At 71.0% G+C, this 26755-nt stretch carries 29 protein-coding genes and 1 riboswitch; of the genes, 16 read left to right on the top strand and 13 right to left on the bottom strand.

What is annotated here, in order from left to right:
- Positions 1-45 precede the first annotated feature (45 nt).
- Both ACWDR4_RS18500 and ACWDR4_RS18495 read right to left on the bottom strand, forming a co-directional pair.
- Complete coding sequence (locus ACWDR4_RS18500) at positions 46-828, bottom strand: hypothetical protein (protein WP_450409688.1); 783 nt, start codon at positions 826-828, stop codon at positions 46-48.
- A gap of 1 nt (position 829) precedes the next feature.
- Entirely contained in the window at positions 830-1360 is a 531-nt protein-coding gene (locus ACWDR4_RS18495; protein WP_235479097.1) for an RNA polymerase sigma factor, read from the bottom strand.
- A gap of 326 nt (positions 1361-1686) precedes the next feature.
- Here ACWDR4_RS18495 and ACWDR4_RS18490 point away from each other — a divergent pair, with 326 nt between their 5' ends.
- From ACWDR4_RS18490 to ACWDR4_RS18470, 5 genes are all read left to right on the top strand, one after another.
- Positions 1687-2706, top strand: a complete 1020-nt coding sequence (locus ACWDR4_RS18490; protein WP_450409686.1) for an aspartate-semialdehyde dehydrogenase — start codon at positions 1687-1689, stop codon at positions 2704-2706.
- Positions 2707-2957: 251 nt separating this feature from the next.
- The gene (locus ACWDR4_RS18485) at positions 2958-4139 is read left to right on the top strand and encodes an ArsA family ATPase (RefSeq protein ID WP_450409684.1); all 1182 of its coding nucleotides are present in this window, start codon (positions 2958-2960) and stop codon (positions 4137-4139) included.
- A 57-nt stretch (positions 4140-4196) separates the two neighbouring features.
- Positions 4197-4700 (top strand): DUF5304 domain-containing protein, encoded by a 504-nt coding sequence (locus tag ACWDR4_RS18480; protein WP_450409683.1) that lies wholly within the window; start codon positions 4197-4199, stop codon positions 4698-4700.
- Between the two features lie 126 nt (positions 4701-4826).
- Positions 4827-5780 (top strand): ROK family glucokinase, encoded by a 954-nt coding sequence (locus ACWDR4_RS18475; RefSeq protein WP_450409681.1) that lies wholly within the window; start codon positions 4827-4829, stop codon positions 5778-5780.
- 179 nt (positions 5781-5959) lie between these two features.
- Positions 5960-6715 carry an endonuclease/exonuclease/phosphatase family protein gene (locus tag ACWDR4_RS18470; RefSeq protein WP_450409679.1) on the top strand — a complete coding sequence of 252 codons (756 nt, stop codon included), beginning with the start codon at positions 5960-5962 and terminating at the stop codon, positions 6713-6715.
- An 18-nt stretch (positions 6716-6733) separates the two neighbouring features.
- Here the strand turns inward: ACWDR4_RS18470 and ACWDR4_RS18465 are convergent, their stop codons facing one another.
- Both ACWDR4_RS18465 and ACWDR4_RS18460 read right to left on the bottom strand, forming a co-directional pair.
- Positions 6734-7336 carry a hypothetical protein gene (locus ACWDR4_RS18465; RefSeq protein WP_450409677.1) on the bottom strand — a complete coding sequence of 201 codons (603 nt, stop codon included), beginning with the start codon at positions 7334-7336 and terminating at the stop codon, positions 6734-6736.
- Positions 7329-8189 (bottom strand): alpha/beta hydrolase, encoded by an 861-nt coding sequence (locus ACWDR4_RS18460; protein WP_450409805.1) that lies wholly within the window; start codon positions 8187-8189, stop codon positions 7329-7331. The genes ACWDR4_RS18465 and ACWDR4_RS18460 overlap by 8 nt, the downstream gene beginning before the upstream one ends.
- A gap of 189 nt (positions 8190-8378) precedes the next feature.
- Between ACWDR4_RS18460 and ACWDR4_RS18455 the strand changes: the two genes are divergently transcribed.
- From ACWDR4_RS18455 to ACWDR4_RS18440, 4 genes are all read left to right on the top strand, one after another.
- A complete protein-coding gene (locus tag ACWDR4_RS18455; RefSeq protein WP_450409675.1) occupies positions 8379-9146 on the top strand; it encodes a lysophospholipid acyltransferase family protein in 768 nt (255 codons plus the stop codon).
- Positions 9147-9177: 31 nt separating this feature from the next.
- Positions 9178-10437: a MacS family sensor histidine kinase gene (macS, locus tag ACWDR4_RS18450; RefSeq protein WP_450409673.1), complete on the top strand. Its 1260-nt coding sequence runs from the start codon at positions 9178-9180 to the stop codon at positions 10435-10437.
- A complete protein-coding gene (locus ACWDR4_RS18445; protein ID WP_450409671.1) occupies positions 10434-11147 on the top strand; it encodes a response regulator in 714 nt (237 codons plus the stop codon). Before macS ends, ACWDR4_RS18445 begins: the two co-directional genes overlap by 4 nt.
- A gap of 123 nt (positions 11148-11270) precedes the next feature.
- Positions 11271-12299 (top strand): 6-phosphofructokinase, encoded by a 1029-nt coding sequence (locus tag ACWDR4_RS18440; RefSeq protein ID WP_450409670.1) that lies wholly within the window; start codon positions 11271-11273, stop codon positions 12297-12299.
- Between the two features lie 87 nt (positions 12300-12386).
- On the opposite strand, the gene ACWDR4_RS18435 is transcribed toward ACWDR4_RS18440, so the two are convergent.
- Positions 12387-14261, bottom strand: a complete 1875-nt coding sequence (locus tag ACWDR4_RS18435) for an anthranilate synthase family protein (RefSeq protein ID WP_450409668.1) — start codon at positions 14259-14261, stop codon at positions 12387-12389.
- Between the two features lie 120 nt (positions 14262-14381).
- Positions 14382-14444: a trp operon leader peptide gene (locus tag ACWDR4_RS18430; protein ID WP_384770181.1), complete on the bottom strand. Its 63-nt coding sequence runs from the start codon at positions 14442-14444 to the stop codon at positions 14382-14384.
- A gap of 148 nt (positions 14445-14592) precedes the next feature.
- Here ACWDR4_RS18430 and ACWDR4_RS18425 point away from each other — a divergent pair, with 148 nt between their 5' ends.
- Both ACWDR4_RS18425 and ACWDR4_RS18420 read left to right on the top strand, forming a co-directional pair.
- Positions 14593-15945, top strand: coding sequence for a class II 3-deoxy-7-phosphoheptulonate synthase (locus ACWDR4_RS18425; protein ID WP_330291667.1), 1353 nt, complete (start codon positions 14593-14595; stop codon positions 15943-15945).
- A 175-nt stretch (positions 15946-16120) separates the two neighbouring features.
- Positions 16121-16357 (top strand): (2Fe-2S)-binding protein, encoded by a 237-nt coding sequence (locus ACWDR4_RS18420; protein WP_450409666.1) that lies wholly within the window; start codon positions 16121-16123, stop codon positions 16355-16357.
- A gap of 31 nt (positions 16358-16388) precedes the next feature.
- Here the strand turns inward: ACWDR4_RS18420 and bfr are convergent, their stop codons facing one another.
- Positions 16389-16868: a bacterioferritin gene (gene bfr / locus ACWDR4_RS18415; protein ID WP_450409664.1), complete on the bottom strand. Its 480-nt coding sequence runs from the start codon at positions 16866-16868 to the stop codon at positions 16389-16391.
- 197 nt (positions 16869-17065) lie between these two features.
- On the opposite strand from bfr, the gene ACWDR4_RS18410 reads away from it, so the two are divergent.
- Positions 17066-17713 carry a sulfite oxidase-like oxidoreductase gene (locus ACWDR4_RS18410; protein WP_450409663.1) on the top strand — a complete coding sequence of 216 codons (648 nt, stop codon included), beginning with the start codon at positions 17066-17068 and terminating at the stop codon, positions 17711-17713.
- A gap of 15 nt (positions 17714-17728) precedes the next feature.
- Here ACWDR4_RS18410 and ACWDR4_RS18405 read toward each other — a convergent pair whose 3' ends face one another.
- The 6 genes from ACWDR4_RS18405 to thiO all read right to left on the bottom strand — a co-directional run bounded on the left by ACWDR4_RS18405 (position 17729) and on the right by thiO (position 23619).
- Complete coding sequence (locus ACWDR4_RS18405; RefSeq protein WP_450409661.1) at positions 17729-18217, bottom strand: DUF4396 domain-containing protein; 489 nt, start codon at positions 18215-18217, stop codon at positions 17729-17731.
- Between the two features lie 69 nt (positions 18218-18286).
- Positions 18287-19159: a deoxyribonuclease IV gene (locus ACWDR4_RS18400; protein WP_450409660.1), complete on the bottom strand. Its 873-nt coding sequence runs from the start codon at positions 19157-19159 to the stop codon at positions 18287-18289.
- An 82-nt stretch (positions 19160-19241) separates the two neighbouring features.
- Positions 19242-21221, bottom strand: a complete 1980-nt coding sequence (pknB, locus tag ACWDR4_RS18395; RefSeq protein WP_450409658.1) for a Stk1 family PASTA domain-containing Ser/Thr kinase — start codon at positions 21219-21221, stop codon at positions 19242-19244.
- 230 nt (positions 21222-21451) lie between these two features.
- On the bottom strand, positions 21452-22246 hold the full coding sequence (locus ACWDR4_RS18390; protein WP_450409656.1) for a thiazole synthase: 795 nt from the start codon (positions 22244-22246) through the stop codon (positions 21452-21454).
- A gap of 3 nt (positions 22247-22249) precedes the next feature.
- Positions 22250-22450, bottom strand: a complete 201-nt coding sequence (thiS, locus tag ACWDR4_RS18385) for a sulfur carrier protein ThiS (protein WP_450409654.1) — start codon at positions 22448-22450, stop codon at positions 22250-22252.
- Positions 22447-23619, bottom strand: coding sequence for a glycine oxidase ThiO (thiO, locus tag ACWDR4_RS18380; RefSeq protein WP_450409652.1), 1173 nt, complete (start codon positions 23617-23619; stop codon positions 22447-22449). Before thiO ends, thiS begins: the two co-directional genes overlap by 4 nt.
- Positions 23617-23728, bottom strand: a riboswitch (TPP riboswitch). Its footprint overlaps the gene before it by 3 nt.
- A gap of 51 nt (positions 23729-23779) precedes the next feature.
- On the opposite strand from thiO, the gene ACWDR4_RS18375 reads away from it, so the two are divergent.
- The 4 genes from ACWDR4_RS18375 to thiE all read left to right on the top strand — a co-directional run bounded on the left by ACWDR4_RS18375 (position 23780) and on the right by thiE (position 26668).
- The gene (locus ACWDR4_RS18375) at positions 23780-24133 is read left to right on the top strand and encodes a hypothetical protein (protein WP_450409650.1); all 354 of its coding nucleotides are present in this window, start codon (positions 23780-23782) and stop codon (positions 24131-24133) included.
- Between the two features lie 53 nt (positions 24134-24186).
- Complete coding sequence (locus tag ACWDR4_RS18370; RefSeq protein WP_450409648.1) at positions 24187-25425, top strand: NAD(P)/FAD-dependent oxidoreductase; 1239 nt, start codon at positions 24187-24189, stop codon at positions 25423-25425.
- Between the two features lie 86 nt (positions 25426-25511).
- Positions 25512-25883 carry an Rv2175c family DNA-binding protein gene (locus ACWDR4_RS18365; RefSeq protein WP_055531479.1) on the top strand — a complete coding sequence of 124 codons (372 nt, stop codon included), beginning with the start codon at positions 25512-25514 and terminating at the stop codon, positions 25881-25883.
- Between the two features lie 98 nt (positions 25884-25981).
- Complete coding sequence (gene thiE, locus ACWDR4_RS18360) at positions 25982-26668, top strand: thiamine phosphate synthase (RefSeq protein WP_450409646.1); 687 nt, start codon at positions 25982-25984, stop codon at positions 26666-26668.
- Positions 26669-26755: the final 87 nt, after the last annotated feature.

Genomic DNA, 26755 nt, shown 5'->3' with positions numbered 1-26755 from the left:
CCGGGCGCCCGCCCTTCTCTCGCCTTCTCCCGGTTCACTCGTGGCTCAGTCGCACTGGAGGGTGCGCGATTTCGGCAGCGCGGCCGTGATCGAGGCCCGCTCGGCGGCGATCTGCCTCTCATCGGTGTCCCAGAGGGCGGGAGCCTGGGTGCCCTTCAGGATGGTGACCAGCATGGGGCCGCCCACGACCGGCCGGGGGCGTGCGTCCCGGTCCATCATGTACGTCACCTCGGCGGGGCCCTTGTCCGGCTTGTAGTAGTGGGTCACGCGCAGGGTGATCCGGTCCTGGCCGGTGCCGGTCTCGGGGGTGACGGCGGTGACCGTGCCCTCGACGACCAGGCGGGCGCAGGCGACGTATTCCGCCCTGTCCAGGCCACTCGTGGCGTGCGGGACGCCCTCGGTGGCCTTGGCGCCCCCGTCGGCGGCGCTCGTGTCCCTTCCGCCGTCGACGGCCGACTGCGAGGAGTCGCCGGTCCCGCGTCCGGCCTGCGACAGGAGCCACCCCGCGCCCGTGACCAGAGACCCCGCGGCGGTCACGGCGGCGACACCGAGGGCGAGGGTGCGCAGCGGACGCCAGTACCGCCATTCCCGTACGAGAACCCGGGCCGGGGCGGGCTTGCGCACAGCCGCCGATTCCGTCTCCGTATGCTCCCGCGTCGTCGCCAGCGCGCCTCCGATGATCCCCAACTGCTCGCGCAGCAGGGCCACATCGGCCGCCGCCGACCAGTGCTCGGCCATGAAGTCGGCGTCCGTGAGGGCCCCTTCGGGCAGCGGATCGTCGGTCAGCGCGGCCATCAGGGCATCCACGCCGTCGTGTTCGGCGGCCACGTCACACCACCTCGTCCTCGTGCAGGCGGGTGCGCAGTGCCCGTACCGCCGCGTGCAGCCTGCTCTTGACCGTGCCCTCCGGGATGCCCAGCTCCTCGGCGATCCCGCGCACCGGCAGATCGGCGTAGAAGCGCAGGACCAGTACCTGACGCTGGGGGTCGGGCAGTTCGTCCAGCCCCCGGGCGACGGCGAGGGAGAGCAGGCTCGTCTCCTCGCCGGAGGGGTGGGCCACCGGCTGGCGCAGGGAGGCGAGCCGCTCCCCCAGCCGTTCCTGGCGGCGCTTGGCCCGGTGCCAGTCCATGGCGAGGTTGGAGGCCACGACCGCCACCCACGCCGAGACGTCACGCGGCGCCTCACGCCCGCTCGCGGTCCGCTCCAGCAGCCGCAGACGTACCTGCTGTACCCCGTCCAGCAGGTCCGCCTGCGGCACGCCGCCGAGCGCGAGCACCGCCCGGACCCGGCGCTCCTGCACCGGATCCAGCGGGTCGCCGTGTTCGTCCTCCTGGACGCGCCGGGCCTTTCTGCGCAGCACAGCACCCTCCCCCTCGCCGCGTTTCTCCTACGACGCCGAGGGCGCCCAGAACGTTCGGCCACAGCGGAGACCTACGTCACACCGTTATCGAAGCGAGACCCCGGTCCCGCCCGGTTCCAGTCGGCCCGGCCCGTACAGCTTCCGCCCGGCTGTCCCCCTCGGGCGGGTTTCTCCAGCTCAGGAGGGGTGTGGCGGGAGGATCGCAAGCCACCGCCGCTCGTGTCCCGTCCCATTCCTCGGGCGTGCCCGGCAAAGAATTGGACAGGGTGCCCTGTAGGGGACGCATGATGGAAATGCCCCGGTCACGCAATACAGAAGGAGTCGCCGTGAGGGTCGGAATCGTCGGAGCCACCGGTCAGGTCGGCACGGTCATGCGCAGGATCCTCGTCGAGCGCGAGTTCCCGGTCACCGAGCTGCGCCTGTTCGCCTCCGCCCGCTCGGCAGGCTCGGTCCTCGACGGTGTGACGGTGGAGGACGCGGCGACCGCCGACTACACCGGCCTCGACATCGTGCTGTTCTCGGCGGGCGGCGCGACCTCCAAGGCGCTGGCGGAGAAGGTCGCCGCGCAGGGCGCTGTCGTGATCGACAACTCGTCGGCGTGGCGCCGGGACCCGGAGGTCCCCCTGGTCGTCTCCGAGGTGAACCCGCACGCGATCGCCGACCGCCCCAAGGGCATCATCGCCAACCCGAACTGCACGACGATGGCCGCGATGCCGGCCCTTCGTCCACTGCACGCGGAGGCGGGGCTCGAAGCGCTGGTCGTCGCGACCTACCAGGCGGTGTCCGGGTCGGGGGTGGCCGGTGTGGCGGAGCTGCACGGGCAGGCGCAGAAGGTGGTCGCCGACGCGGAGAAGCTGACGCACGACGGTTCGGCGGTCGACTTCCCCGAGCCGCAGGTGTACAAGCGGCCGATCGCGTTCAATGTCGTGCCGCTGGCGGGCAGTGTGGTGGACGACGGTTCGTTCGAGACGGACGAGGAGCAGAAGCTTCGGAACGAGTCCCGGAAGATCCTGGAGATCCCGGGGCTGAAGGTGTCGGGCACGTGTGTGCGGGTTCCTGTCTTCTCGGGCCACTCCCTCCAGGTGAACGCGCGGTTCGCGCGTCCGCTGTCGGTGGAGCGGGCGACGGAGCTGCTGTCCTCGGCGCCGGGTGTGGTGTTGTCGGACATCCCGACCCCGCTCCAGGCGGCGGGCCAGGACCCGTCCTTCGTGGGCCGCATCCGCGTGGACGAGACGTCGGAGAACGGGCTGGCGTTCTTCGTCTCGAACGACAACCTGAGGAAGGGCGCTGCGCTGAACGCGGTGCAGATTGCGGAGCTGGTGGCGGTGGAGCTGGGCGGTAGGTAGTCGTTTTTCTCGCCCCCGCCGCCCCTACCCGTCCCATCCTTCTGGGGGCTGCGCCCCCAGACCCCCCTTTCGGCCTGAACGGCCTCGTCCTCAAACGCCGGACGGGCTAAAAGATCAAGCCCCGGCCGGCACCATCCAGCCCGTCCGGCGTTTGAGGACGAGGCCGTTCAGGCCGATAGGGGGGTCTGGGGGCGCAGCCCCCAGGGGATGGGACGGGTAAGGGCGGCGGGGGCGAGATACCGTTCACCCTCATGCGCACCATCCTCCTTACGGGCCCAGGCGGCTCCGGCCGCACCACCCTCGCCGCGGCCACCGCACTGACCGCGGCGCGCGACGGCACCCCCACCCTCGTCCTCAGCACCGACCGCACCGACACCCTCGGCGCCGCCCTCGGCATCCAGACCGGCCCCAACCCCGTCTCCGTACCAGGCACCCCCCACCTCACCGCCTGGCGCCCCGACGCAGCCGACCGCTTCCGCGCCGACCTCACCGCCTTCCAGGAACGTGCCGCGAACGTCCTCGACTTCCTCGGTGCCTCCCGGCTCGACCCCGAGGAACTCACCCCCCTCCCCGGCGCCGAGGAACTCGCCCTCCTGCGCGCCCTGCGCGACGCCGCGCTCTCCGAGGCGTACGGCCTCCTGGTCGTCGACCTCCCGCCCACCCCGCAGGCACTCGCCCTCCTCACGCTCCCCGACGAACTCCGCCGCTATCTGCGCCGCCTCCTCCCGGCCGAACGCCAGGCCGCCCGCGCCCTGCGCCCCGTACTCGGCCGCCTCGCCGGCGTCCCGATGCCCGCGGAGTGGCTGTACGACGCCGCCGCCCGCTGGGACGTGGAACTGGCCGCCGTCACCGCGGTCGTCGAGGACCCGGACACCGTCGTACGACTGGTCGCCGAACCCGGCCCGGCCGGCACCGACGCCGTACGCGCCGCCACCACCGGAATCGCCCTGCGCGGCCTGCGCGCGGACACGCTGATCGCCAACCGCGTCCTGCCGGAACCCTCCATCGACCCCTGGCTCGCCTCCGTCACCGCCCAGCAGCGCAAGGCCCTGGAGGACTGGCCGGAGACGTACGCCCTCCCTCTCCAGCAGGTCCCGCACCTCGGGCGCGACCCGCGTGGCACCGACGACCTGGCCGCGCTCCGCGCCCCCGGCGTCAACCGGACCCCCGCCACCGTCGAGTGGCCCGTCACCGACCGTCTCGCCGACGACGGTGTGCTCGTCTGGCACATCCCGCTGCCCGGCGCGATACGCGACGACCTCGACCTGGTCCGGCGCGGCGACGATCTCGTCCTCACCGTCGGCCCGTTCCGCCGTATCGTTCCGCTGCCCTCGGCACTGCGCCGCTGCACGGTGGCCGGCGCCGCCCTGCGCGACGGCGAGCTGATGATCCGTTTCGCGCCGGACCCGGATCTGTGGCCGCAGACACGGTGAACCGTCCGCACCCGTTCGGGTACCGTCGGAGAGACGAACCGTAGTCAGGAGTCCGCCATGAGCGAAGAGCGCCCCACACCCGACGTCGCTCAGGGGGACGCGGCCGACGAGGCACCGTACGAGACGCCCGCCACCGACGCCGACGCCTGGGCGAAGGCATGCGCCGAGGACCTCGAAGCGGAGAAGGCGCGCCGCCGGGCCCGGTACGGCCCGCCCCCCGGCTCCGCCGCCGAGGAACTGCGCAAGCTCGTCGACGCCGTCTCGGACAAGCTGTCGTCCCTGCAGTCACCGCTGCTCGGCGCGGTCGCCCAGGGCACCGCCCAGCAGGTGGTGCAGCAGGTCGTCCAGCAGGCCAAGGCCGCCGTCGAACCGGTGATCGAACGCAATCCGGACGTCTTCGACCATCTGGCCGCCGCCGGCAACGAACTGCTCGCCGCCTACCGCTCGGCCGTCGTGTCCCAGGAACGCCGCTGGACGTCCCGGGAGACCGACGGCGCGAAGGACCGGGGCGAGGACCGGGGCGAGGGCACCGGCTCCGGCGAGCGCATCGACCTGGACTGACACCCCCCTCGACGGGTCCCCGTCGCCCTCCCGCCGGGCCCGCCCACCGTGCGGACGACGGGCACCCGGCGACAGGGGCTCGGGTACGGTTGGCCGTAGCGGGGCTCGACCGAAACTGAGGGATTCATGGGACTCACCATCGGCGTCGATATCGGCGGCACGAAGATCGCGGCCGGTGTGGTCGATGAGGAAGGCAACATCCTCTCGACCCACAAGGTGCCGACCCCGGGTACGCCCGAGGGCATCGTGGATGCCATCGCCGCCGCCGTCGAGGGCGCGCGCGCCGGGCACGAGATCGTGGGCGTCGGCATCGGCGCAGCCGGATACGTGAACCGCCAGCGTTCCACGGTCTACTTCGCGCCCAACATCGACTGGCGCCAGGAACCGCTGAAGGACAAGGTCGAGGCCCGCGTGGGTCTGCCGGTCGTCGTCGAGAACGACGCGAACGCGGCGGCGTGGGGCGAGTACAGGTTCGGGGCGGGCAAGGGCCACCGCAACGTCATCTGCATCACCCTGGGCACCGGCCTCGGCGGCGGCATCATCATCGGCAACAAGCTGCGCCGCGGCCACTTCGGCGTGGCCGCCGAGTTCGGCCACATCCGGGTGGTTCCGGACGGCCTGCAGTGCGGCTGCGGCAGCCAGGGCTGCTGGGAGCAGTACGCGTCGGGGCGCGCTCTCGTCCGGTACGCGAAGCAGCGCGCCAACGCGACCCCCGAGAACGCCGAGGTGCTCCTCTCCCTCGGCGACGGCACCCCGGACGGCATCGAGGGCAAGCACATCTCGATGGCCGCGAGACAGGGCGACGCCGTCGCGGTCGACTCCTACCGCGAACTGGCCCGCTGGGCCGGCGCCGGCCTCGCCGACCTGGCCTCCCTCTTCGACCCGTCCGCCTTCATCGTCGGCGGCGGCCTCTCGGACGAGGGCGAACTGGTCCTCGACCCCATCCGCAAGTCCTACAAACGCTGGCTGGTAGGCGGCAACTGGCGCCCCGTCGCCGACGTCATCGCCGCCCAACTGGGCAACAAGGCAGGCATGGTGGGCGCGGCAGACCTGGCGAGAGAACCAGACCCGATCATGTAAACAGGCCCATGGCTGTGGCTGCTCGCCGTTCCCTCGCAGGGGACGGCGAGCGGTCTTGTTTTTTTAGGGGCGCGGGGAACTGCGCGAGAAGCCCCACCGGCCGTCACGCGGCCAACTACCGCACAACCCACGGCGAGTTCCCGATCACCCCACCAACGCCCGCCCGTATCTTGACCCGCATGGCGACGAACCCCCCGCTCCCCACCCCCCACACAAACCCCGACGGTTCCGCCGTCATCCGAGTCCTCACCTACAACATCCGCTCGATGCGAGACGACACCACCGCCCTCACCCGAGTCATCACCGCCTGCACCCCCGACCTCGTCCTCATCCAAGAAGCGCCCCGCTTCTTCCGCTGGCGCAAAAAACTGGCACGACTAGCAGCGGCCTCCGGCCAGGTACTCCTCTCCGGCGGCGCCACCGCCGCCGGCCCCGCCCTCCTCTGCTCCCTGCGCGCGACAGTCGAACGCACCGAGGACGTCCTCCTCCCCCTCACCCCCGGCCGGCACCGCCGAGGCTTCGCGACGGCGGTCGTCCGTTTCGGGAGCGCCCGGCTCGGCGTACTGAGCTGTCACCTCAGCCTGCAGAAGGACGAGCGGTACGAGCAGTCGGGCATGCTCCTCGACCGGCTCGCCGCACTGGACGTGCCGCACGCGGTCGCGGGCGGCGACCTCAACGAACGCCCCGCAGGCCGCAGCTTCCAGCGCCTGGCCACCGGCCTCCAGGACTGCTGGGCCACGGCCCCCTGGGGCACGGAGTACACGTCGACGCCCACCGACCCGCACCAACGGATCGACGCGATCCTGGCCACACCGGGCATCGAGGTACTGGGCTGCGGGGTGCCGACGGGCCTCCCAGGCGTGACGGAGACAGACCTGAGGGCGGCCACGGACCATCTACCGGTCCTGGCCGCCCTCAGAGTCCCAGCATCCTGAAGTGGACGATGGTGGTCGTCAGACCACAGCCCCCCGCCCCGGATCCTCCTCGTCGTCCTCGTCGCCCTTCATCCGCATCACCAGCGTCGCGAACCCGCCGAGGAACCCGCCGATGCCCAGCGTCGTCAGCCACCAGGTCATGTCCCAGCCCAGCAGGACGGCGAGCAGCAGCAGGAACGGGCCGCCGAGCACCGCCAGCCAGGCGAACCGGGCGGTCGTGTCGGCGGCGGGCAGCGGCGGCGGCTCCGGCGGGACGAAGTGGCCCTCGTCGTCATCGTCGAAGTCGTCCTCCGTCGAGTCCGGCGCCGTGTAGTCGCGCGGGCCACCCCCGCCGACGCCGGGGGCGAAGGCGACGGAGCTGCCCAGCGGCTTCGGGGGCTGCCCGTCGCCCTTGGCCACCTTGTCGGCGTTGCCCTTGGGGTCGGGGTCGCCGGAGTCACCGGTCTCGTCGTTCGTGTCCGATTCGAGCAGCGCCAGATCCTCGACCGACTTGAACGGCTTGGCGCCGGGCGGGTCCGGCGGCTCGTCGCCGTACGCCTCCACAATCGCGGCCCACGCCGCGGCCTCGTCGAAGGGCACACCCTTCTCCTCCGGCTCGCGGTCGGAGTCGTGCTCAGCCACCCGTGGCCGTCCCTTCCTGCTGCCCCACTTGGTCTCCCTGCCGGCTCTGGTGCGGCACCTGTACGTCCCCCGAGTCCTCGCCCGAGTCCGTGGCTTCCTTGCCGGCCGCGGGTGCGAGCCGGAGGACGAACGCGTGGCTCTCCTCGAAGATCCGCTCCGCATCATGGTCCAACGTCGCGACGTGGTAGCTCTGTTCCAGCAGGATCTCCGTCACGTCCGTCGACGAAACGCGGCTCAGGATCCGGGCCGAGTCGGCCGGCGGCACCACATGGTCCTGCGGGCTGTGCAGGAGCAGCACCGGCTGGGTGACCTGCGGCAGTTCACCGTCCACCAGGCGGTAGAACTGTCGCATCGAGTGCGCCGCGTGCAGCGGGACCCTGGGGTAGCCGACCTCCTCGGCGCCCTCCTTCTTTATGTCGCTCACGATGCCGGGCACCGAGGGCACGACATGACGCAGTACCGGAAGGGCGTACGCGGCAAGGCCGTGCACCTTGTTCGCCGGGTTGACGACCACGATGCCGCTGATCCGGTCGCCGTAACGCGCGGCGAGCCGCAGGGTCAGGGCGCCGCCCATCGACAGGCCGAAGACGAACACCTGGGTGCAGCGCTCCAGCAGGGCGCGCAGCTCGCGGTCCACCTCCGCGTACCAGTCCTGCCAGCCGGTGAGCTGCATGTCCTCCCAGCGCGTGCCGTGCCCGGGCAGCAGCGGCAGCGAGACGGTCAGTCCGCGCTCGGCGAGGTACTCCGCCCAGGGGCGCAGCGACTGCGGGGAACCGGTGAAACCGTGACAGAGGAGGACTCCGACCTCCCCGCCCTCATGGCGGTACGGCTCGGCTCCAGGAAGGACCGGCACCATCGGTCTCCTGTTCATGGGAAGGGTGACTGGGGCGGGTGATCACACGAGGAAGCCCCGAGGCTCCGAGGCGTACTTCACCGTACGCGACCGCACTGACACCGACCAGGGCCGTCGGGTTCTTTGACGGTGCTGCGGGTTAAGGTCTGATCGACAGACACAGGAGGAACTCGGTTGTTGTACGGCGCGATGAAGGTTTCCGTCGGGGTGCCGCTGAAGCTTGCCTTCAGGCCCTGGGTGGAAGGCCTGGAGAACGTTCCGGCCGACGGCCCGGCGATCCTGGCGAGCAATCACCTGTCCTTCTCCGACTCGTTCTTCCTCCCCGCGGTCCTCGACCGCAAGGTCACCTTCATCGCGAAGGCCGAGTACTTCACGACGCCCGGCCTCAAGGGCCGGATGACCGCCGCCTTCTTCAAGGGCGTCGGCCAGCTCCCGGTGGACCGCTCCGGGGCACGCGGCGCCGGCGAGGCCGCGATCAGGAGCGGGGTCGAGGTCATCGAGCGCGGTGAGCTGTTCGGTATCTACCCGGAGGGCACGCGCTCGCCCGACGGCCGCCTCTACCGGGGCAAACCCGGCGGCCTCGCGCGCGTGGCGCTCGCCACCGGGGCGCCGGTGATCCCGGTCGCGATGATCGACACCGAGAAGATCCAGCCGCCGGGCAAGGTGATGCCCAAGCTGATGCGCCCGGGCATCCGCATCGGTGAGCCGCTCGACTTCAGCCGGTACCACGGCATGGAACACGACCGCTTCGTGCTGCGCGCCGTGACCGACGAGGTCATGTACGAGATCATGAAGCTCTCCGGCCAGGAGTACGTCGACATCTACGCGTCGGCCGCCAAGCGCCAGATCGCGGACGCGGCGAAGGCCGAGAAGCAGGCGGAGAAGCGGGCGCAGAAGGCGCTGGAGAGAGAACGTCTGGAGAGAGAACGCCTGGAGAGGGAACGGGCCGGCTCCTAGGAGCGTCGGTCCGGTTCGGGGGGTGGGGAAGATGGCCGTACGTCAGAAAACCGCGAGTCCGCGCGTCATGCGGATGTCGGTCGAGCAGCCGCTGTGGCGTGCGCTCACCGGGTACCGCATCCTGACGATGCTGTACGCGATCGGGCTCTTCGCCAACTCCTACGAGGGGTTCGCCCGGCCCTGGGTGGCCGTCGCCTACTTCTCCGTGCTGTTCGTCTGGACCCTCGCGACCCTCCCCAAGGTGGCCAACGCGGCCAGCTGCACCAAGCGCTTCCTCACCGCCGACCTCACCGTCGCGCTCACCGGCATCCTCCTCACGCCCGTCGCCGACGCACACGAGCGCGTCGCCTCGGGCGGTCCGACGATGCCGTCGATATGGACGGCCGGTTCCGTGCTGGCCTTCGCCATCAAGGGCGGCTGGCGCTGGGCGGCCTTCGCCTCGACGCTGGTCGCCGTCACGAACCTGGTCGAGCGAGGCAGCCCCGCCCGGGACACCGTCCACAACGTGGTCCTGGTGTGGGTCGCCTCCATCGCCATCGGGTACGTCGTCGAGGTCGCCCGCGCCTCCGAGCGCACCCTCGCCCGCGCCCTGGAGATCGAGGCCGCCACCCGCGAACGGGAGCGGCTCGCCCGGGACATCCACGACAGCGTCCTCCAGGTACTGGCGATGGTGCAGCGGCGCGGCGCCGTGCTCGGCGGCGAGGCGGGGGAACTGGGCCGGATGGCCGGCGAGCAGGAGGTCGCGCTGCGCGCCCTGGTCTCCGGCGGCCTCGTGTCGGGGCCAAGGACGCCGGACCACACGGGACTTGGGGCGCCAGGCACCCTCGTACACCTGGCGGGGGAGCCGGATTCCGACCCGGACTCGCCGGACCCGGTCGATCTGCGCACCCTGCTCGTCCAGTACGCCACCTCGACGATCACTCTCTCCGAGCCCGGTGCTCCCGTGCCGCTCGCCCGGGCCGCCGCCAAGGAGCTGGCCGCCGCGGTCGGCGCCGCGCTGGACAACGTACGCAAGCATGCCGGGGAGGGTGCCCGGGCCTGGATCCTGGTCGAGGACGAGCCGGACTCGGTCGTCGTGACCGTGCGCGACGACGGGCCCGGCATCCCGGAGGGGCGGCTCGCGCAGGCCGAGGGCGAGGGGCGGCTCGGCGTGGCCCAGTCGATCCGCGGCCGGCTGCGCGACCTCGGCGGCGGCGCCGAGCTGATCTCGGTGCCGGGTCAGGGCACGGAGGTCGAACTGACGGTACCGAAGGACAGCAGGCCGGCACGGGGGAAGGCGGAGAAGCGATGACGGACACGGGCAACGAGAGCGGGAACGTGAGCGGGGAAGAGACACAGGGGCGGCTCCGCGTGATGGTGGTGGACGACCACCCCATGTGGCGGGACGCGGTCGCCCGCGACCTCGCCGAGTCCGGGTTCGACGTGGTCGCCACGGCGGGCGACGGCGAGCAGGCCGTACGCCGGGCCCGGGCCGTCGTGCCCGACGTCCTCGTGCTCGACCTGAACCTGCCCGCCAAACCCGGCGTCCAGGTCTGCAAGGAGCTGGTCGGCGCCAACCCCGCCCTGCGCGTCCTGGTCCTCTCGGCGAGCGGCGAGCACGCCGACGTACTGGAGGCGGTGAAGTCGGGCGCCACCGGCTATCTGCTGAAGTCGGCCTCGACCGAGGAACTGATCGACGCGGTGCGCCGTACGGCGGTCGGCGACCCGGTCTTCACCCCGGGGCTGGCCGGTCTGGTCCTCGGCGAGTACCGCCGACTGGCCTCCGAACCGGCTCCGGCCGCGGGCGCCGACGAACCCAAGGCCCCGCAACTCACCGACCGCGAGACGGAGGTGCTGCGGCTGGTGGCCAAGGGCCTCAGCTACAAGCAGATCGCCGAACGCCTGGTCATCTCCCACCGCACGGTCCAGAACCACGTCCAGAACACCCTCGGCAAGCTCCAACTGCACAACCGGGTGGAACTGGTGCGCTACGCGATACAGCGCGGCCTCGACGACGAGTGACGCGACCACGAGTGACGCGACGACGAGCGAGGAGCCCGTACGTCGCGTGAGGAGCCTCGACGTGGCGTGAGACGCACGTCACACTGATCCTTCGTCGGACATCCGCGGCGAAGGGATATTTCCATGCGCGTCGGAGTACTGACCGGAGGCGGCGACTGCCCCGGGCTCAACGCCGTCATCCGGGCCGTCGTCCGCAAGGGCGTACAGGAGTACGACTACGACTTCGTCGGCTTCCGGGACGGCTGGCGAGGTCCACTGGAGGGCGTCAGCATGCGCCTCGACATCCCGGCCGTACGCGGCATCCTCCCGCGCGGCGGCACCATCCTCGGCTCCTCCCGCACCAATCCGCTGAAGCAGGAGAACGGCATCGCCCGCATCCGGGAGAACCTCGCCGAGCAGGGCGTCGACGCGCTCATCGCGATCGGCGGCGAGGACACCCTCGGAGTCGCGGCCCGCCTCACCGACGAACACGGGGTGCCCGTCGTCGCCGTACCGAAGACCATCGACAACGACCTGTCCGCCACCGACTACACCTTCGGCTTCGACACCGCGGTCGGCATCGCGACGGAGGCGATCGACCGGCTGCACACCACCGCCGAGTCGCACATGCGCGTCCTCGTCTGCGAGGTGATGGGCCGCCACGCGGGCTGGATAGCGATCCACTCCGGGCTCGCGGGCGGCGCCAACGTCATCCTCATCCCCGAACACCGCTTCGACGTCGACCAGGTCTGCGCCTGGGTGACCTCACGGTTCAGGGCCTCGTACGCCCCGATCGTGGTCGTCTCCGAGGGGGCGATGCCGAAGGACGGCGACATGGTCCTCAAGGACCAGTCCCTCGACCCTTTCGGGCACGTCCGCCTCTCCGGCGTCGGCGAATGGCTGGCCAAGGAGATCGAGAAACGGACGGGCAAGGAGGCCCGCACCACGGTGCTGGGCCACGTCCAGCGCGGCGGCACCCCCAGCGCCTTCGACCGCTGGCTCGCCACCCGCTTCGGCCTGCACGCCATCGACGCGGTCCGCGACGGCGACTTCGGCAAGATGGTCGCTTTGCGCGGCACGGACATCGTCCGCGTTCCGATCGCGGAGGCGACGGCGAAGCTGAAGACGGTCGACATGAAGCTGTACGAGGAGGTGGGTGTGTTCTTCGGCTGACGGTTGGTGGGGGCTGGTCGCGCAGCCCCTGCTTTTCAGGGGCGCGGGGAACTGCGCGACAAGCCACGACGGCGCCGCAGTCGAGAACTACCGCGCACGCAGGGACTGAACCCTCGCCACCAACTCCCGTACGACACTGACCCCGTTCAGCGTCAGCACCGACTCCGGATGGAACTGAACGCCCGCGAACCCGGGACCCCGTACCGCATGCACCTCCCCACCCTCACTCCGGCTGACCTCAACCCCATGCGCCGCCAGCTCCGCCGCCGCCTCGTCGTCGCAGTGCGCCACGAAGCTGTTGTAGAAGCCGACGGTCTCCGTCCGCCCGAACAGATCGATCTCCGTCTGCGCGCCCTGGTAGGGCACTTCCTTTCGTACGATCTCCAGCCCCAGCTCCATCGCGATCAGCTCGTGCCCGAGACAGACACCGAGGACCCCGTGCCGATGATCGCGGAGCACCTCGGCGGTCAGTTCGCGCAGAATCCGCATCTTCGGATCGGCCGGATCGCCCGGATCACCGGGGCCGGGCCCGAGCACCAACGGCCCCTCGTGCCGTACGACGGCCTCCCGCAGCCCTGGTTCGTCGTACCGCCGCACGGTCACATCGAGGCCCGACGAGCGCAGGACGTGCGCGAGCATCGCCGTGAAGGTGTCCTCCGCGTCGACGACCAGTGCGTGCCCGGTGAGTTCCTCGGTCCGCTCCTGCATCCGCAGCCAGAACGGCGCCAGCGACGCCCGCCGCCCGTCCAGCGCCGCCCGCACCCGTGGATCGTCCGCGAGCATCGGACGTACGCCCGTCTCCCGGGCCCGCCCCGGTACGACCCCCAGCGCCGCCAGTACCCCGGCCGCCTTGGCGTGGGTCTCGGCGACCTCGCCCGCCGGGTCCGAGCCACGGACGAGCGTGGCGCCGACCGGCACCCGCAGCCGTCCGTCCGGCGCGATGTCGGCGGTCCGGATGAGGATCGGCGAGTCGAGGGTCTGGGCCCCGCCCACATCCCGCCCGACCAGCGCCAACGCCCCCGCGTAGTAGCCGCGTCCAACACCGTCCCGCCCGAGGGGCTCATACCGCTCGATGACCCGGCAGGCGTTCTGGACGGGCGAGCCGGTGACGGTCGCCGCGAACATGGTCTCCTTCAGCACCTCCCGCACATCCAGCGAGGACCGCCCCCGCAACTCGTACTCCGTGTGCGCGAGATGGGCCATCTCCTTCAGCCGGGGCCCGACCACCACCCCGCCCATGTCACCGACGGTGCACATCATCTTGAGCTCCTCGTCGACGACCATCGACAGCTCCTCGATCTCCTTGCCGTCGGCGAGGAAGGAGAGCAGATGCTCGGGGGTGGGCCCCTCGGCCGGATAGCGGTACGTTCCGCTGATCGGGTTCATGACCACCGTCCCGCCGGACATCCGCACGTGTACCTCGGGGCTGGCCCCGACGAGCGTCCGCTCCCCGGTGTGCACGACGAACGTCCAGTACGCGCCCCGCTCCCCGACCAGCAGCCGCCGGAACAGCGCGAGAGCGTCGGCGCGCCCGAACCCCGGGATCTCACCCTCGTACGTCCGCCGGATGACGAAGTTCGCGCCCTCGCCGCGCCCGATCTCCTCCCGCAGCACCCGCCCCACGATGTCCGCGTACTCCTCGTCGTCGACATCGAAGCCACCACCCTCGACCCGCACGTCATGCGCGGGAAGCTGGTCCAGCGCCTCCTCCAGCGGGAGTTCGTACGTCTCCTCGGGCGTGAGCACCGCGAGCGGGGTGCCGTCGTCGCGGACGTCGAAGCCGCGCTCGCGGATCTGGCGGAAGGGGATGAGGGCGAGGCCCTCGTCGGGGATGTCGGCGAGCCGGTCGTACGTGGTCACCGGGCCGAGCAGCAGTTCGACGACGTCGTGATCGTGGCCGGGTGTGCGACGGCGGAGCAGGGCGAACGGGCGGGTGTCGTGCAGGAGCCGGTCGAGTCGCATGGTTCCTCGTTCCTCATCCATCGTCAGTCGAGTGAGAGGAACGGCCCGGTGCGGAAGTCCGCGGAAACACCGAAGGCCGCCCCTCGGGCGGCCTTCGCGAAGACTTGCGTTCGTGCGCAGTCAGTGGGCCGCCGGGTGAGCGGTCCACCACCAGTTCTGGATCTGGGTCGAGTGCGCGAACATGCGACGGACCATACACCACGGGTGACACACGAGATGCGAACCGGCGCACGGACCGGCCATTCCGCCCACCGGACCCGAACGAGCGAACCCCGTCTCACTTGATGAGCAGGCGGATGGACGCCCGACACGACCCCGTAATGTTGGGGCCGTGACCGTGAACGCTAAGACCAGCGCGAGCGCTGGCAACACCTGGCGAGACCTGCCCGCGGCGCAGCAGCCCGAGTACCCCGACACCGAGGCTCTGCGCGCAGTCGTTGCGGAGCTGGAGTCGTATCCCCCGCTTGTTTTCGCGGGGGAGTGCGACCAGCTGCGCGCCCGGATGGCGGCCGTCGCCAAGGGAGAGGCGTTCCTGCTCCAGGGCGGCGACTGCGCCGAGTCCTTCGACGCCGTCGGTGCGGAGCACATCCGCGCCAAGCTGAAGACCCTCCTCCAGATGGGCGCCGTCCTCACGTACGCGGCCTCCGTGCCGGTCGTGAAGGTCGGCCGGATCGCCGGCCAGTACTCCAAGCCGCGCTCCAAGGGCACCGAGACCCGCGACGGCGTCACCCTGCCGACGTACCGCGGTGACTCGGTCAACGGCTTCGACTTCGACGAGGCGTCCCGGATCCCGGACCCCGAGCGCCTGAAGCGGATGTACAACGCGTCCGCCTCCACGCTCAACCTGGTCCGCGCCTTCACCACCGGCGGTTACGCCGACCTGCGCCAGGTGCACGCCTGGAACCAGGACTTCGTGAAGTCGTCCCCGTCCGGCCAGCGGTACGAGCAGCTGGCCCGCGAGATCGACAACGCGCTGAACTTCATGCGCGCCTGCGGGACGGACCCGGCCGAGTTCCAGACGGTCGAGTTCTACTCCTCGCACGAGGCGCTGCTCCTGGACTACGAGTCGGCGCTGACCCGCGTCGACTCCCGCACCGGACGGCTGTACGACGTCTCGGCGCACATGGTGTGGATCGGTGAGCGCACCCGGCAGCTGGACGGCGCGCACATCGAGTTCGCCTCCCAGGTCCGCAACCCGATCGGCATCAAGCTCGGCCCGACGACGACGGCCGAGGAGGCGCTGCAGTACATCGAGCGCCTCGACCCCGACCGTGAGCCGGGCCGGCTGACCTTCATCGTCCGCATGGGCGCCGACAAGGTCCGGGACAAGCTGCCCGAGCTGGTCGAGAAGGTCACGGCGTCGGGCGCGACGGTCGCCTGGGTGACCGACCCGATGCACGGCAACACCTTCGAGGCTGCCTCCGGTCACAAGACCCGCCGCTTCGACGACGTGCTCGACGAGGTGAAGGGCTTCTTCGAGGTCCACAAGGAGCTGGGCACGCACCCCGGCGGTATCCATGTGGAGCTGACGGGCGACGACGTCACCGAGTGCGTGGGCGGCGGCGACGAGATCTTCGTCGACGACCTTCACCACCGCTACGAGACGGCCTGCGACCCCCGGCTGAACCGCAGCCAGTCGCTGGACCTGGCGTTCCTCGTCGCGGAGATGTACCGGGACCAGTAGCAGATCACCAGGCTTTTCGCCTGTTACAGGAGTGTGGCGTGGGGCGCGGATCACATACGATCCGCGCCCCAGACCACTTTTCGGGCACCTACGAGCCGGGTAAGGTTAGGTTAGCCTCACCGATTAAACGGGCATTCAGTCCATCGGTACGGCACGACCTGGACCCCGTCGGGAGGTGACCCGCGTGTACGTCTGCAACTGCTTCGGAGTGACCGAGGCGCAAGTGAAGAAGCACGCGGCGGACGGCGCCTGCACCCCCCGCCAGATCGCGTCGGCCTGCAAGGCGGGCACCGACTGCGGCTCGTGCGTACGACGCATCCAGGCGCTGCTGGGCAGGGGTGCGTACCCGACCCGTGGGCTCGTGGACGAGGGGCAGCCGGTCCTGGCCGAACAACTGGACGAGGCCGCCTGAGCCTTGAGCCCTGAGGCTCGGGGATCGGTTCTCAGCTCTCCGGCTGCTCGATCAGCTGCGCGATGTACAGCGCCTCGCCGAGCTTCTCCACCAGTTCCAGCTGGGTGTCCAGGTAGTCGATGTGGTGCTCCTCGTCCGCGAGGATCGACTCGAAGATGTTCGCGGACGTGATGTCGCCCTTGCCGCGCATGACCTCGATACCGCGCTTGAGGCGGTCGATGGCCTCGACCTCGACCTGCCGGTCGGCCTGGAACATCTCCGTGAGGGTCTGGCCCACCCGCACATGGAAGAGCCGCTGGTAGTTCGGCAGGCCCTCCAGGAACAGGATCCGGTCGGTGAGGATCTCCGCGTGCTTCATCTCGTCGATCGACTCGTGCCGCGTGTACTTCGCGAGCTTCGTCCAGCCGAAGTTCTCCTGCATCTTCGCGTGCAGGAAGTACTGGTTGATAGCCGTGAGTTCGGCGGTGAGCTGCTCGTTGAGGAATTCGATGACCTCGGGGTCGCCCTGCATCGCAGAGGCTCCTTCCAAGCGGGGGGAACTGGGGAGGTTGCCGCCGAATGATTGCACCGCCGCCGAAGATCGTCCAGTAAGTGCGTACTTAGTAAGTTAGGGCATGCTTAGTCCAAGTTATCCGGACTTGTTGGAATCCGTGCAGGTCTGGACAGGCCTGGTCATGCGCACTCTGCCTGGTCTGTCAGGATGGAGTCATGGGTCAGCCGGTGGAACGTGAATCGGGAGAGCGCGATTCAGGGGGTGCGGCGCAGCCCGAATTGCCGCCGGGGCAGCGAGTGCAACGCGGCTGGCCGGTCACCCATTACGGCCCGGTGCCCAAATTCCGCTCCGAGCGCTGGGAGTTCAGGGTCTTCGGCGCCACCGCCGACGGCGAGAAGCGCTGCTGGAACCACGAGGAGTTCACGGCCCTGCCGTACAGCTCCGTCGTGGCCGATCTGCACTGCGTCACGAAGTTCAGCATGCTCGGTGCCGAGTGGGGCGGGATTCCGGCCCGGACGATCCTCGAAGCCGCACCGCCGGCGCCCGAGGTCACGCACGTCATGGTCTGGGCGGAATACGGCTTCAGTTCAAACCTCCGACTGGCCGACTTCGCGTCCGACGGCACGATCTTCGCCACCCACAAGGACGGCGAACTCCTCACCGCGGAACACGGCTTCCCGCTCCGCCTGGTGGTGCCCCATCTGTACGCCTGGAAGGGCCCCAAGTGGGTGCGCGGCGTCGAGTACATGACCGCCGACCGCCGCGGCTTCTGGGAGGAGCGCGGCTATCACAACGTCGGCGACCCGTGGCGCGAACAGCGCTACTCGTACCAGGAGGAGCCCGGGGACGGCCCCGAGCTATAAGGATCGTTGGCGGGGTCAGTGGTGGTACTGGTGCACGACCGCGTGGCCCTTGCCGCGGCCGATCGTCCACTTGTTGACCGGTGTGGTGATCACGAAGGCGACGGCCAGTGAGATCGCCAGTGCGCCCCAGAACAGCAGATCGTCCAACTGGGCGTCCATCGCTCCCGGCCACAGCGTGATCACGCCGTTGTCGACCAGTTCCATCACGGCGATGGAGAGGGTGTCGGCGGCGAGCGCGACCCGGACGGCTGTACGGAATCCGACGCCCGCCTTCAGGACACCGCGCAGGGTGAGCGCGTACCCGAAGAAGAACGCGAGGGTGATCGCCAGGATCAGTGTCGGTACGTTGCCCCAGCCGAAGGCCGTGCCGATGACCATGCCGAGCACCTCGCCGATGGCGCAGCCGGTGAGGCAGTGCAGGGTGGCCTGGACGGCCACGGACCAGGTGGCGGCCGGTGCGTGGTGCTGTGAGTGCTGGTGGTGTGCGTGTGTCTCGTGCTCCATGGGAACCCCCGGGTGTCACGGTCTCACGGTGTCGTGGGCCTCGTCCTGCACTCGCCAACCGTATACCCCCTAGGGGTATTCCCGGAGCTTCTTCAGCCGCTCCACGTCCGCCGCGTGCCCCTCCTTGCCGCCGGGCGTCTCGATGATCAGCGGCACGCCCTCGGTCGCGGGGTGGGTCATCAGCGCGCGGAACGGGTCCTCGCCGATGTGACCGGCGCCGATGTTCGCGTGCCGGTCCTTGTGCGCGCCGACGACGTCCTTGGAGTCGTTGGCGTGGATCAGCTTCAGCCGCCCCTCGCCGACCGTGTCGACGAGCAGGTCGAGGGTCTGGTGCATACCGCTGGGCCCGGTCAGATCGTGCCCGGCCGCGAAGATGTGGCAGGTGTCGAGACAGACGCCGAGCTTCGGATGGGCGTCGAGCGCCTCGAAGTACGGCCCGAAGTCCCAGGTGCGCGAGCAGAGGGAGGAGCCCTGCCCGGCGGTCGACTCAAGGAGCAGATACGGGTCGTCGTCGTGGGTCAGCTCGTCGAGCAGCGGCAGCAGATGCTCCCGTACCTGCTGGAGGGCCACGGACCGCTCCCGTCCGCCGGTCGCGCTCCCGGTGTGCACCACCACGCCCAGCGCGCCGATCTCCCGCCCGCGCCGCAGCGAGTGCCGCAGCGACTCCACCGACCGCTCGACGGTCGCCTCGGTGTGCGAGCCGAAGTTGATCAGGTACGGGGCATGGACGTACGCCGGGATCGACGCCTCGGCGCAGGCCGCGCGGAACTCCTCGTCCTGGCGGGGATTGCCGACCGGCGTCGCCCAGCCGCGCGGGTTGGCGACGAAGACCTGGACGGTCTCGGCCAGGAGGTCGCGGGCGTAGGACAGGCCGACGGAGTGGAGACCGCCGGCCACGGGAACATGGCCGCCGACGGGGTTGCGGAGCTGCTTGCTGGTCACCCTGTCAGGGTGTCACGCGGCGTTCCGTTTCCCGTCGGCGGATGCCGATGCCGATGTCGTTGCCCGTCACTGTCCGACGGGGTCAGCGGATCGTGATGGTGATGGTCGACCCCTTGGCGGCGGTGTCGCCGCCGTCCACGGACTGCTTCTTCACGGTGTCGCCGAAGAGCCCGAGCAGCCCCCGGTCCTCGTCGACCTGGAACCCGGCGCCTTCCAGAGCCGCCTTGGCGTCGGCGACGCTGTCGCCCACGACATCCGGGACCTCGATCATCTCGGGGCCCTTGGAGATCGTCAGCGTGACCGTGTCGCCCTCGGCCGCCTCGGCGCCGCCCGCCGGTGACTGGACGGCGACCTGCCCCTGCTCGAACTCGTCCGAGGTGACGGTTCCGGTGGCGACCTTGACCTTGAGCCCGGCCTCCTCCAGCTCGGCCTGCGCGTCGGCGAGGGTCGCGCCGGTGACGTCGGCGACCTCCACCGGGCTGCCCTTGCTGACGACGAGGGCGACCGCGGAACCCGCGCGCCGTTCGGTCCCGGGATCCGGGTCCGTGCTGATCACGGACCCCCGGGGCACGTCCTCGCTGAACTCCCGGGTGACCCTGCCCGCCTCCAGACCGGTTCGCTTCAGCTGCGCCCTGGCCTTGTCGAGGCGGTAGCCGGCCAGCTGGGGCACCGCCACGGTCTCCGGCCCCAGGGAGACGGTGAGGTCCACGGAGTCGTTGTTCCGTATGCGGGCGCCGACGTCAGGGTCAGTGCTGATGACGGTGCCACGCTTCACGGTGTCGCTGTAGGCCGTCTCGACATCGCCGAGGTCGAGCCCGGCGTTCGCCAGCCGAGCCTTGGCCTGTTCCTCGGTCTGCGCCAGCACCGCCGGGACCTGAGTGAACTGCCCGGAGTTGATGTACCAGACGCCCGCGCCCACACCGAGGACGAGCAGCAGGGCGACGAGGATGGCGAGCGGCGCCCGCCGCTTCCGGTTCCGCGGGGCCCGCCGGGAGGGCGGGGCGGACGCCGGGGGAGCGGTGGCCACGGACTCCAGCCGGCTGGTCCGGTTGAACCGCCGTTCGTCGACGGGCGGTTCGTCCTCGTTGACGGGCAGAGGCCGCTGTACGGACAGGGGTCGCTGCGCGGACAGCGCGCGCGGGATGACGCTCGTCAGGTCCTCGGCGTTGTCGTGCCCCGAGGCGACGGCCTGCGGCGGTACGGCGTCCAGCTGCTCGGCGCCGAGCGAGCCGCGCGTCTCCAGGACCTGCGCGAGCAGCGCCACGGCGTCGTACGGGCGGATGTCGGCGTTGCGCGCGGTCGCCAGGGCGACCAGCTCGTCCAGCTCGAAGGCCAGTCCCGGTACGAGGGCCGACGGCGGCGGCACGTCCTCGTGCAGGTGCTTGTAGAGCACCAGCGCGGGGGAGTCGCCGTAGTGCGGCTGGTCGCCGGTCAGCATCTCGTAGAGGACGATGCCGCAGGCGTACACATCGACCCGGGGGTCGGTGGTGCCGCTCTCGATCTGCTCGGGGGCGAGGTAGGAGACGGTGCCGAGGACGGCACCCGTGGTGTTCGTCACGGTGTCCACGGCCCGCACGAGCCCGAAGTCGGCGACCTTGACCCGCCCGTCGTCCCCTATCAGGACGTTCTCGGGCTTCATGTCGCGGTGCACGAACCCGGCGCGGTGGGCGGCGCCGAGCGCGGCGAGCACGGGCTCCAGGATGTCGAGCGCGGCCCTCGGCTGGAGCGCGCCGCGCTCGCGCAGCACGTCACGCAGGGTGCACCCGGCGACGTACTCCATGGCGAGATAGACGTACGACCCGTCGGCGCCCTGGTCGAAGACCTGCACGACATTGGGGTGGGCGAGCCGGGCCACGGACTTCGCTTCCCGGATGAACCGCTCGACGAAGGACACGTCGGCCGCGAGCCCCGGATGCATCACCTTGAGGGCGAGCACGCGGTCGAGACGGGTGTCCACGGCCCGGTAGACCGTGGCCATCCCGCCGACCGCGATCCGCGCGTCCACGCGATAGCGGCCGTCGAGCACCTGCCCGACGAGAGGGTCCTGAAGGGTCGTATCCACGCAGGTGAGTGTACGAGCCGCCGCTGACAAGCCCACGGTTTCGGCCGGGAAAGCAGCGGGACTGAAGCCGACCTGTGACGCAGATCGCACGGTCGGAAAGCAGCCGGCTGCCGCCGAACCCCACCCGCAGCCGCCGATGGCGAGAACCCCCACAGGAGAGTTCCACTGGTTAACGGGCTGGAAACGGGTGGTGCGGGCGGGAAAACAAACGGGAGTGAAACCCGGGGCGCCTAAAAGGCAGGCCGCTCAGGATCCAACGAGGCGAGCCCAGCCACAGGAGACGAAGCCGCAGCAAAATGACGCCGAGGAATCCGACCCGCCAGGTAGGCCAACCGCCCCGCGGAAACCCCGTACCGCATCCCCTCCGCCATCAGCACCGGCGACTGGGCCCGAGTAACAGCCGACGCCAGCATCACCCCCGCACACCCCAACTCCATCGCCAACGCCACATCGGACGCGGTACCGGCCCCCGCATCCAGAATCACCGGCACACGCGCGTGCTCCACGATCAGCTGAAAGTTGTGCGGGTTGCGAATCCCCAACCCGGACCCGATGGGCGACCCGAGCGGCATGACGGCGGCACACCCCACGTCCTCCAGCTTCCGAGCCAGCACAGGGTCGTCATTCGTGTAAGGCAGCACAGTGAACCCGTCCTCGACCAACACCTCCGCCGCGTCCAGCAACTCAATCGGATCCGGCAGCAGCGTCCGCTCGTCGGCGATGACCTCCAGCTTCACCAGAGACGTACCGAGCGCCTCCCGGGCCAGCCGAGCCGTCAGCACGGCCTCCCCGGCGGTGAAACACCCCGCCGTGTTGGGCAGCACCTGGATGCCGAGCCGCTCCAGCACCGACAGCACGGACCCGTGCACCGAGGGGTCGACGCGCCGCATCGCGACCGTCGTCAGTTCCGTGCCGGAGGCCACCAGCGCCCGCTCCAGCACATCGAGGCTGGGCGCACCCCCCGTACCCATGATCAGCCGGGACGTGAATGACGTACCACCGAGGACAAAGGGATCGTCGGCCATGGTTCAGCCTCCTTGGACGGCGGTGAGGACCTCGACGCGGTCTCCCTCGGAGAGGCGGGTCGACGACCACCGCGCGCGCGGGACGACGGTTTCGTTGAGCGCGGCGGCCACTCCGGAGGGCGTCGCGGTGAGGGACTTCACGAGGACGTCGAGCGCGGTACCCGGGGAGACCTCGCGCGGCCGACCGTTGACCAGAACATTCATACGAGCTGCTCCATACGTTCCCTGCGTACGGCGTCGAACCGCCGGGGCGTGAAGGCCCGTGCCTCGTCCGGCAGTTCACCGGTCGCCAGAACCGCCGCCATCGCGTCTCCCGTGACCGGCGTCAGCAGCACACCGTTCCGGAAGTGCCCGGTCGCCAGCAGCAGCCCCTCCAGCGCGGTCGGGCCGAGCAGCGGGGCGTTGTCCGGGGACCCGGGGCGCAAACCGGCCCGCGTCTCCGTCAGCGGCAACTCGGTGATCCCGGGGACCAGTTCATGGGCGTCGCGCAGCAGCTCGTACACGCCGCCCGCTGTGACCGTCGTGTCCCAGCCCAGCTCCTCGCTCGTCGCCCCGACGACCAGCTCGCCGTTCTCGCGCGGCACCAGATAGACCTGGCTGCCGCGCACCACGGCCCGCACGGTACGGCTCAGGAACGGCGCGTACCGCTCCGGCACGGTGAGCCTCAGCACCTGCCCCTTCACGGGCCGTACGGGCGGCAGAACGGCCTCAGGGACCCCCGCGAGCCGCCCGCTGAGGCTGCCCCCGGCCAGCACGATCGAACCGGCGGCCAGTTCGTCGCCGTCCGAGTCCGTCACCGACACGGCCCGCCCCCGCCGTACGTCGAGCCGCTCGGCCCAGGTCCGGCGCAGCACCACCCCGGCCCGCTCGCACGCGTCCACCAGCGCCCCGGCCAGCCGCCGCGGATCGATCTGGTGGTCGCCGTCCACCCGCAGCCCCCCGCGCACGCCCGGCGCGAGCATCGGCTCCAGGCGCCGGCATTCGCGCCCCGAGAGCCACTCCGACTCCAGGCTCGAACGCCGTTGCAGGGAGTGCAGTTCGCGCAGCTCGGCGCGGTCGTCGGCGTCGAGTGCGACGGCGAGCGTGCCGCAGCGGCGGTAGCCGAGGTCGTGGCCGGTCAGCTCGGTGAGTTCGGCGACGAAGTCCGGATAGCGGCGGGCCGACTCCAGGTTCAGCCCCAGCAGGGTCTGTTCGCCGTGGTGCAGCTCCGTGACGGCGGCCAGCATCCCGGCCGCCACCTGCGCGGCCCCGCCGCCCGGCGCGGGATCCACGACGGTCGTGGCGAGCCCGCGCTGCGCGGCCCGCCAGGCCGTCACCAGCCCGATGATCCCGCCTCCGACGACAACGACGTCCGAGGTGTGTGTACGCGACATGGGCGTCCAGCCCCTCCCTTCGCCGGCATGACCCGGATCAGGTTCGTACGGTCGGAGGCCGCCAGCCTCCCTCTCAGCCCGGTGCGTCCGGGCTCCCGCGAGTGCTTACGCTGGCCACCCTAGCCCGCGGTCCGACACCCACGTAAGGGAGCCTCCGCCCATGCCCCGCTCGCTCGACGGTCTCGTCCTCGCCCCGGTCGAAGACCAGGCCCCGGGCCAGGTCGGCACCCGGACCCGCTTCACCTACCACGAGAAGGACGGCGAGATCTGGGCCGAGTACGCGGGCGGCGACGTCGTACGCGGCCATCTCGTGGGGACGCGGGACGGCGACCGTCTCGACTTCCGGTACGTGCAGCTGAAGCGGGACGGGACGACGTCCTCGGGTCACTGCGTGTCCGAGGTGCTCGAACTGCCGGACGGACGGCTGCGGTTGGCGGAGACCTGGGAGTGGGAGTCGCAGCCGGGCAGCGGGACGAGCGTGGTGGAGCAGGTCGAGCGGGTGGGTGTGCAGTAGGTCACCGACCGCGCCCACTGACTGACAATTTGTCAGTTGTCTATGGTGATCGGGTGAGCGAGCAGACGCAGGCACAGGGCACGCGGGGCGTGCCGCAGCCGCGGCGCGTGGTCGTCGTGGGCGCGGGCATGGCCGGGGTGCAGACCGCGGTCGCCCTGCGCGAGCAGGGGTTCACCGGCACCGTCACCCTGATCGGCGCCGAACCCCATCAGCCGTACGACCGGCCGCCGCTGTCCAAGGCGGTGCTGCTCGGCAAGGCGGAGGGCTCCGCCTTCGACATCGACTTCGAGGCCCTCGGCATCGAACTGCTGCTCGGGCGCGAGGTGTTGGGCGTCCGCCCCGGCGTACACGAACTGGACACCGCCGAGGGGCCCGTCCCGTACGACGCCCTGGTCCTCGCGACCGGCGCCGAACCGATCCGGCTGCCGGGCACCGAGGGCGTACCCGGAGTGCATCTGCTGCGCACCCTCGACGACGCCGAACGGCTGCGGCCCGTACTCGCGCGCCAGCACGACATCGTGGTCGTCGGGGCCGGCTGGATCGGCGCCGAGTTCGCCACGGCCGCGCGCGAGGCCGGCTGCGCGGTCACCGTCGTCGAGGCCGCCGACCGGCCGCTCGCGGGCGCCCTGCCCGCCGAGGTGGCCGCGCCGATGGCCGCCTGGTACGCCGACAGCGGCGCCTCGCTGCGCACCCGCGCGCGCGTGGCGCGCGTCGAGCCCGGCGCGGTGGTGCTCGACGACGGCTCGCGGCTGCCCGCGGGTGCCGTCGTCGTCGGTATCGGGGCCCGCCCGGCCACGGCCTGGCTGGCGGACTCGGGGATCGCCCTGGGGGACCACCGGGAGGTCGTCGCCGACGACCACCTGCGCACCTCCGCGGCGGACGTCTACGCGGTCGGCGACTGCGCCTCCTTCCCTTCGGGAAGGTACGGCCGGCGCCTTCTGGTCCACCACTGGGACAACGCCCTCCAGGGACCCCGCACGGTCGCCGCGAACATCATCGGGGAGTCTCCGGAGGTCTACGACCCGGTCCCGTACTTCTGGTCGGAGCAGTTCGGCCGCTTCGTCCAGTACGTCGGCCACCACGGGTCCGCCGACACCACCCTGTGGCGCGGCGACCCGGCCGGCCCCGCCTGGACGGTCTGCTGGCTGCTGGAGGGCCGACTGGTCGCCCTGCTGGCCGTGGGCCGCCCCCGGGACCTGGCCCAGGGCCGCCGGCTGATCGAGGCGGGCGCCCTGATGGACGCCGAGGCGCTGACGGACCCGTCCCGGCCCCTGAAGGCGGCCACGGCATAGCGTGACGGGGGCTCAGCGGCACCGGATCGGCACAGGTCGGAGGGGTCTGGCTTCCGACTGTCAGTGCGGGATGGCAGGCTTGTCCCGTGACCGAGATTGACGCAAAGATCGATGCTCTCGTCCCCGCCTGGCTCACGCTGCCCGACATCGCGGAAATCCTCGACATCGAGGTGACACGCGTCCGGCAGCTGGTCAAGGAGGGCCAAGTGATCGCCGTACGCCGTGGTGAGAACCGCGCGCTGCACGTACCCGCCGCCTTCATCGACGGGGTCGAGCAGAAGGTCGTCAAGGGCCTCACCGGCACCCTGACGCTCCTGCGGGACGACGGCTTCTCCGACGAAGAGATGCTGGAGTGGCTCTTCACTCCCGACCCCAGCCTGCCCGGCACCCCCGCGCAGGCGCTCAGCGAGAATCGCGGCACGGAGGTGAAGCGTCGCGCCCAGGCGCTCGCCGTCTGATCCGACCAGCCGTTCGGCGCGCGGGCAGGGTCCGCACGCCGCCACACAGGGGCGCGCCCGGGGAGAACCCCCGGGGCGCGCCCATGGGGGACACACGTATGCCCGAGACGACCGACACCGTGCCCGGGGCGACCGCCGACGCCGGCACCGCCCGCGCGCGGCTCGCCGACGCCCGGGTCTACCTCTGCACCGACGCCCGCCGCCGCCAGGGCGACCTCGCCGAGTTCCTGGACGCCGTCCTGGCCGGCGGGGTCGACATCGTGCAACTGCGCGACAAGGGCATGGAGGCCGCCGAGGAGCTGGACCACCTCCAGGTCTTCGCCGACGCCTGCGCGCGACACGGCAGGCTCCTCGCGGTGAACGACCGCGCGGACGTCGCCCACGCCGCCCGTGCCGACGTCCTCCACCTCGGCCAGGGCGACCTGCCCGTCCCGGCGGCCCGCGCGATCCTGGGCGAGGACACCATCGTCGGCCGCTCCACGCACGCCGAGTCCGAGGCCGCCGCAGCCGCCGTCCAGGAGGGCGTCGACTACTTCTGTACGGGCCCCTGCTGGCCGACCCCCACCAAGCCGGGCCGCCACGCCCCCGGCCTCGACCTGGTCCGGTACACGGCCGGGCTCGCCACCGAGCGCCCCTGGTTCGCCATCGGCGGCATCGACCTGGGCAATCTGGACGAGGTGCTGACGGCGGGCGCCCGCCGGGTCGTCGTCGTACGGGCGATAGCGGAGGCCGACGACCCGGGTGCGGCGGCGGCCGAGTTCGCCAAGCGCCTGCGTTCGTTGTAGGGGCGTCCGAGGGGTGTAGGGGTGTCCGAGGGGTGGACAACAGGTCGACAATCCGGGCAAATTTCCGCCATCCGGTTGGGGGACCGC

The sequence above is a fragment of the Streptomyces sp. NPDC000878 genome (assembly GCF_053599695.1).
The sequence above is the reverse complement of the archived record's forward strand: the minus strand, read 5'-3'. Positions and strand labels throughout refer to the sequence as shown.

What these genes read in the sequence shown, in the direction of transcription:
- ACWDR4_RS18485 (WP_450409684.1), top strand. Translation starts at nt 2,958, where the DNA reads ATGCGCACCATCCTCCTTACGGGCCCAGGCGGCTCCGGCCGCACCACC.
- ACWDR4_RS18480 (WP_450409683.1), top strand. Translation starts at nt 4,197, where the DNA reads ATGAGCGAAGAGCGCCCCACACCCGACGTCGCTCAGGGGGACGCGGCC.
- ACWDR4_RS18475 (WP_450409681.1), top strand. Translation starts at nt 4,827, where the DNA reads ATGGGACTCACCATCGGCGTCGATATCGGCGGCACGAAGATCGCGGCC.
- ACWDR4_RS18470 (WP_450409679.1), top strand. Translation starts at nt 5,960, where the DNA reads ATGGCGACGAACCCCCCGCTCCCCACCCCCCACACAAACCCCGACGGT.
- ACWDR4_RS18455 (WP_450409675.1), top strand. Translation starts at nt 8,379, where the DNA reads ATGAAGGTTTCCGTCGGGGTGCCGCTGAAGCTTGCCTTCAGGCCCTGG.
- macS (WP_450409673.1), top strand. Translation starts at nt 9,178, where the DNA reads ATGGCCGTACGTCAGAAAACCGCGAGTCCGCGCGTCATGCGGATGTCG.
- ACWDR4_RS18445 (WP_450409671.1), top strand. Translation starts at nt 10,434, where the DNA reads ATGACGGACACGGGCAACGAGAGCGGGAACGTGAGCGGGGAAGAGACA.
- ACWDR4_RS18440 (WP_450409670.1), top strand. Translation starts at nt 11,271, where the DNA reads ATGCGCGTCGGAGTACTGACCGGAGGCGGCGACTGCCCCGGGCTCAAC.
- ACWDR4_RS18435 (WP_450409668.1), bottom strand. Translation starts at nt 14,261, where the DNA reads ATGCGACTCGACCGGCTCCTGCACGACACCCGCCCGTTCGCCCTGCTC.
- bfr (WP_450409664.1), bottom strand. Translation starts at nt 16,868, where the DNA reads ATGCAGGGCGACCCCGAGGTCATCGAATTCCTCAACGAGCAGCTCACC.
- ACWDR4_RS18410 (WP_450409663.1), top strand. Translation starts at nt 17,066, where the DNA reads ATGGGTCAGCCGGTGGAACGTGAATCGGGAGAGCGCGATTCAGGGGGT.
- ACWDR4_RS18405 (WP_450409661.1), bottom strand. Translation starts at nt 18,217, where the DNA reads ATGGAGCACGAGACACACGCACACCACCAGCACTCACAGCACCACGCA.
- ACWDR4_RS18390 (WP_450409656.1), bottom strand. Translation starts at nt 22,246, where the DNA reads ATGGCCGACGATCCCTTTGTCCTCGGTGGTACGTCATTCACGTCCCGG.
- thiS (WP_450409654.1), bottom strand. Translation starts at nt 22,450, where the DNA reads ATGAATGTTCTGGTCAACGGTCGGCCGCGCGAGGTCTCCCCGGGTACC.
- thiO (WP_450409652.1), bottom strand. Translation starts at nt 23,619, where the DNA reads ATGTCGCGTACACACACCTCGGACGTCGTTGTCGTCGGAGGCGGGATC.
- ACWDR4_RS18375 (WP_450409650.1), top strand. Translation starts at nt 23,780, where the DNA reads ATGCCCCGCTCGCTCGACGGTCTCGTCCTCGCCCCGGTCGAAGACCAG.
- thiE (WP_450409646.1), top strand. Translation starts at nt 25,982, where the DNA reads ATGCCCGAGACGACCGACACCGTGCCCGGGGCGACCGCCGACGCCGGC.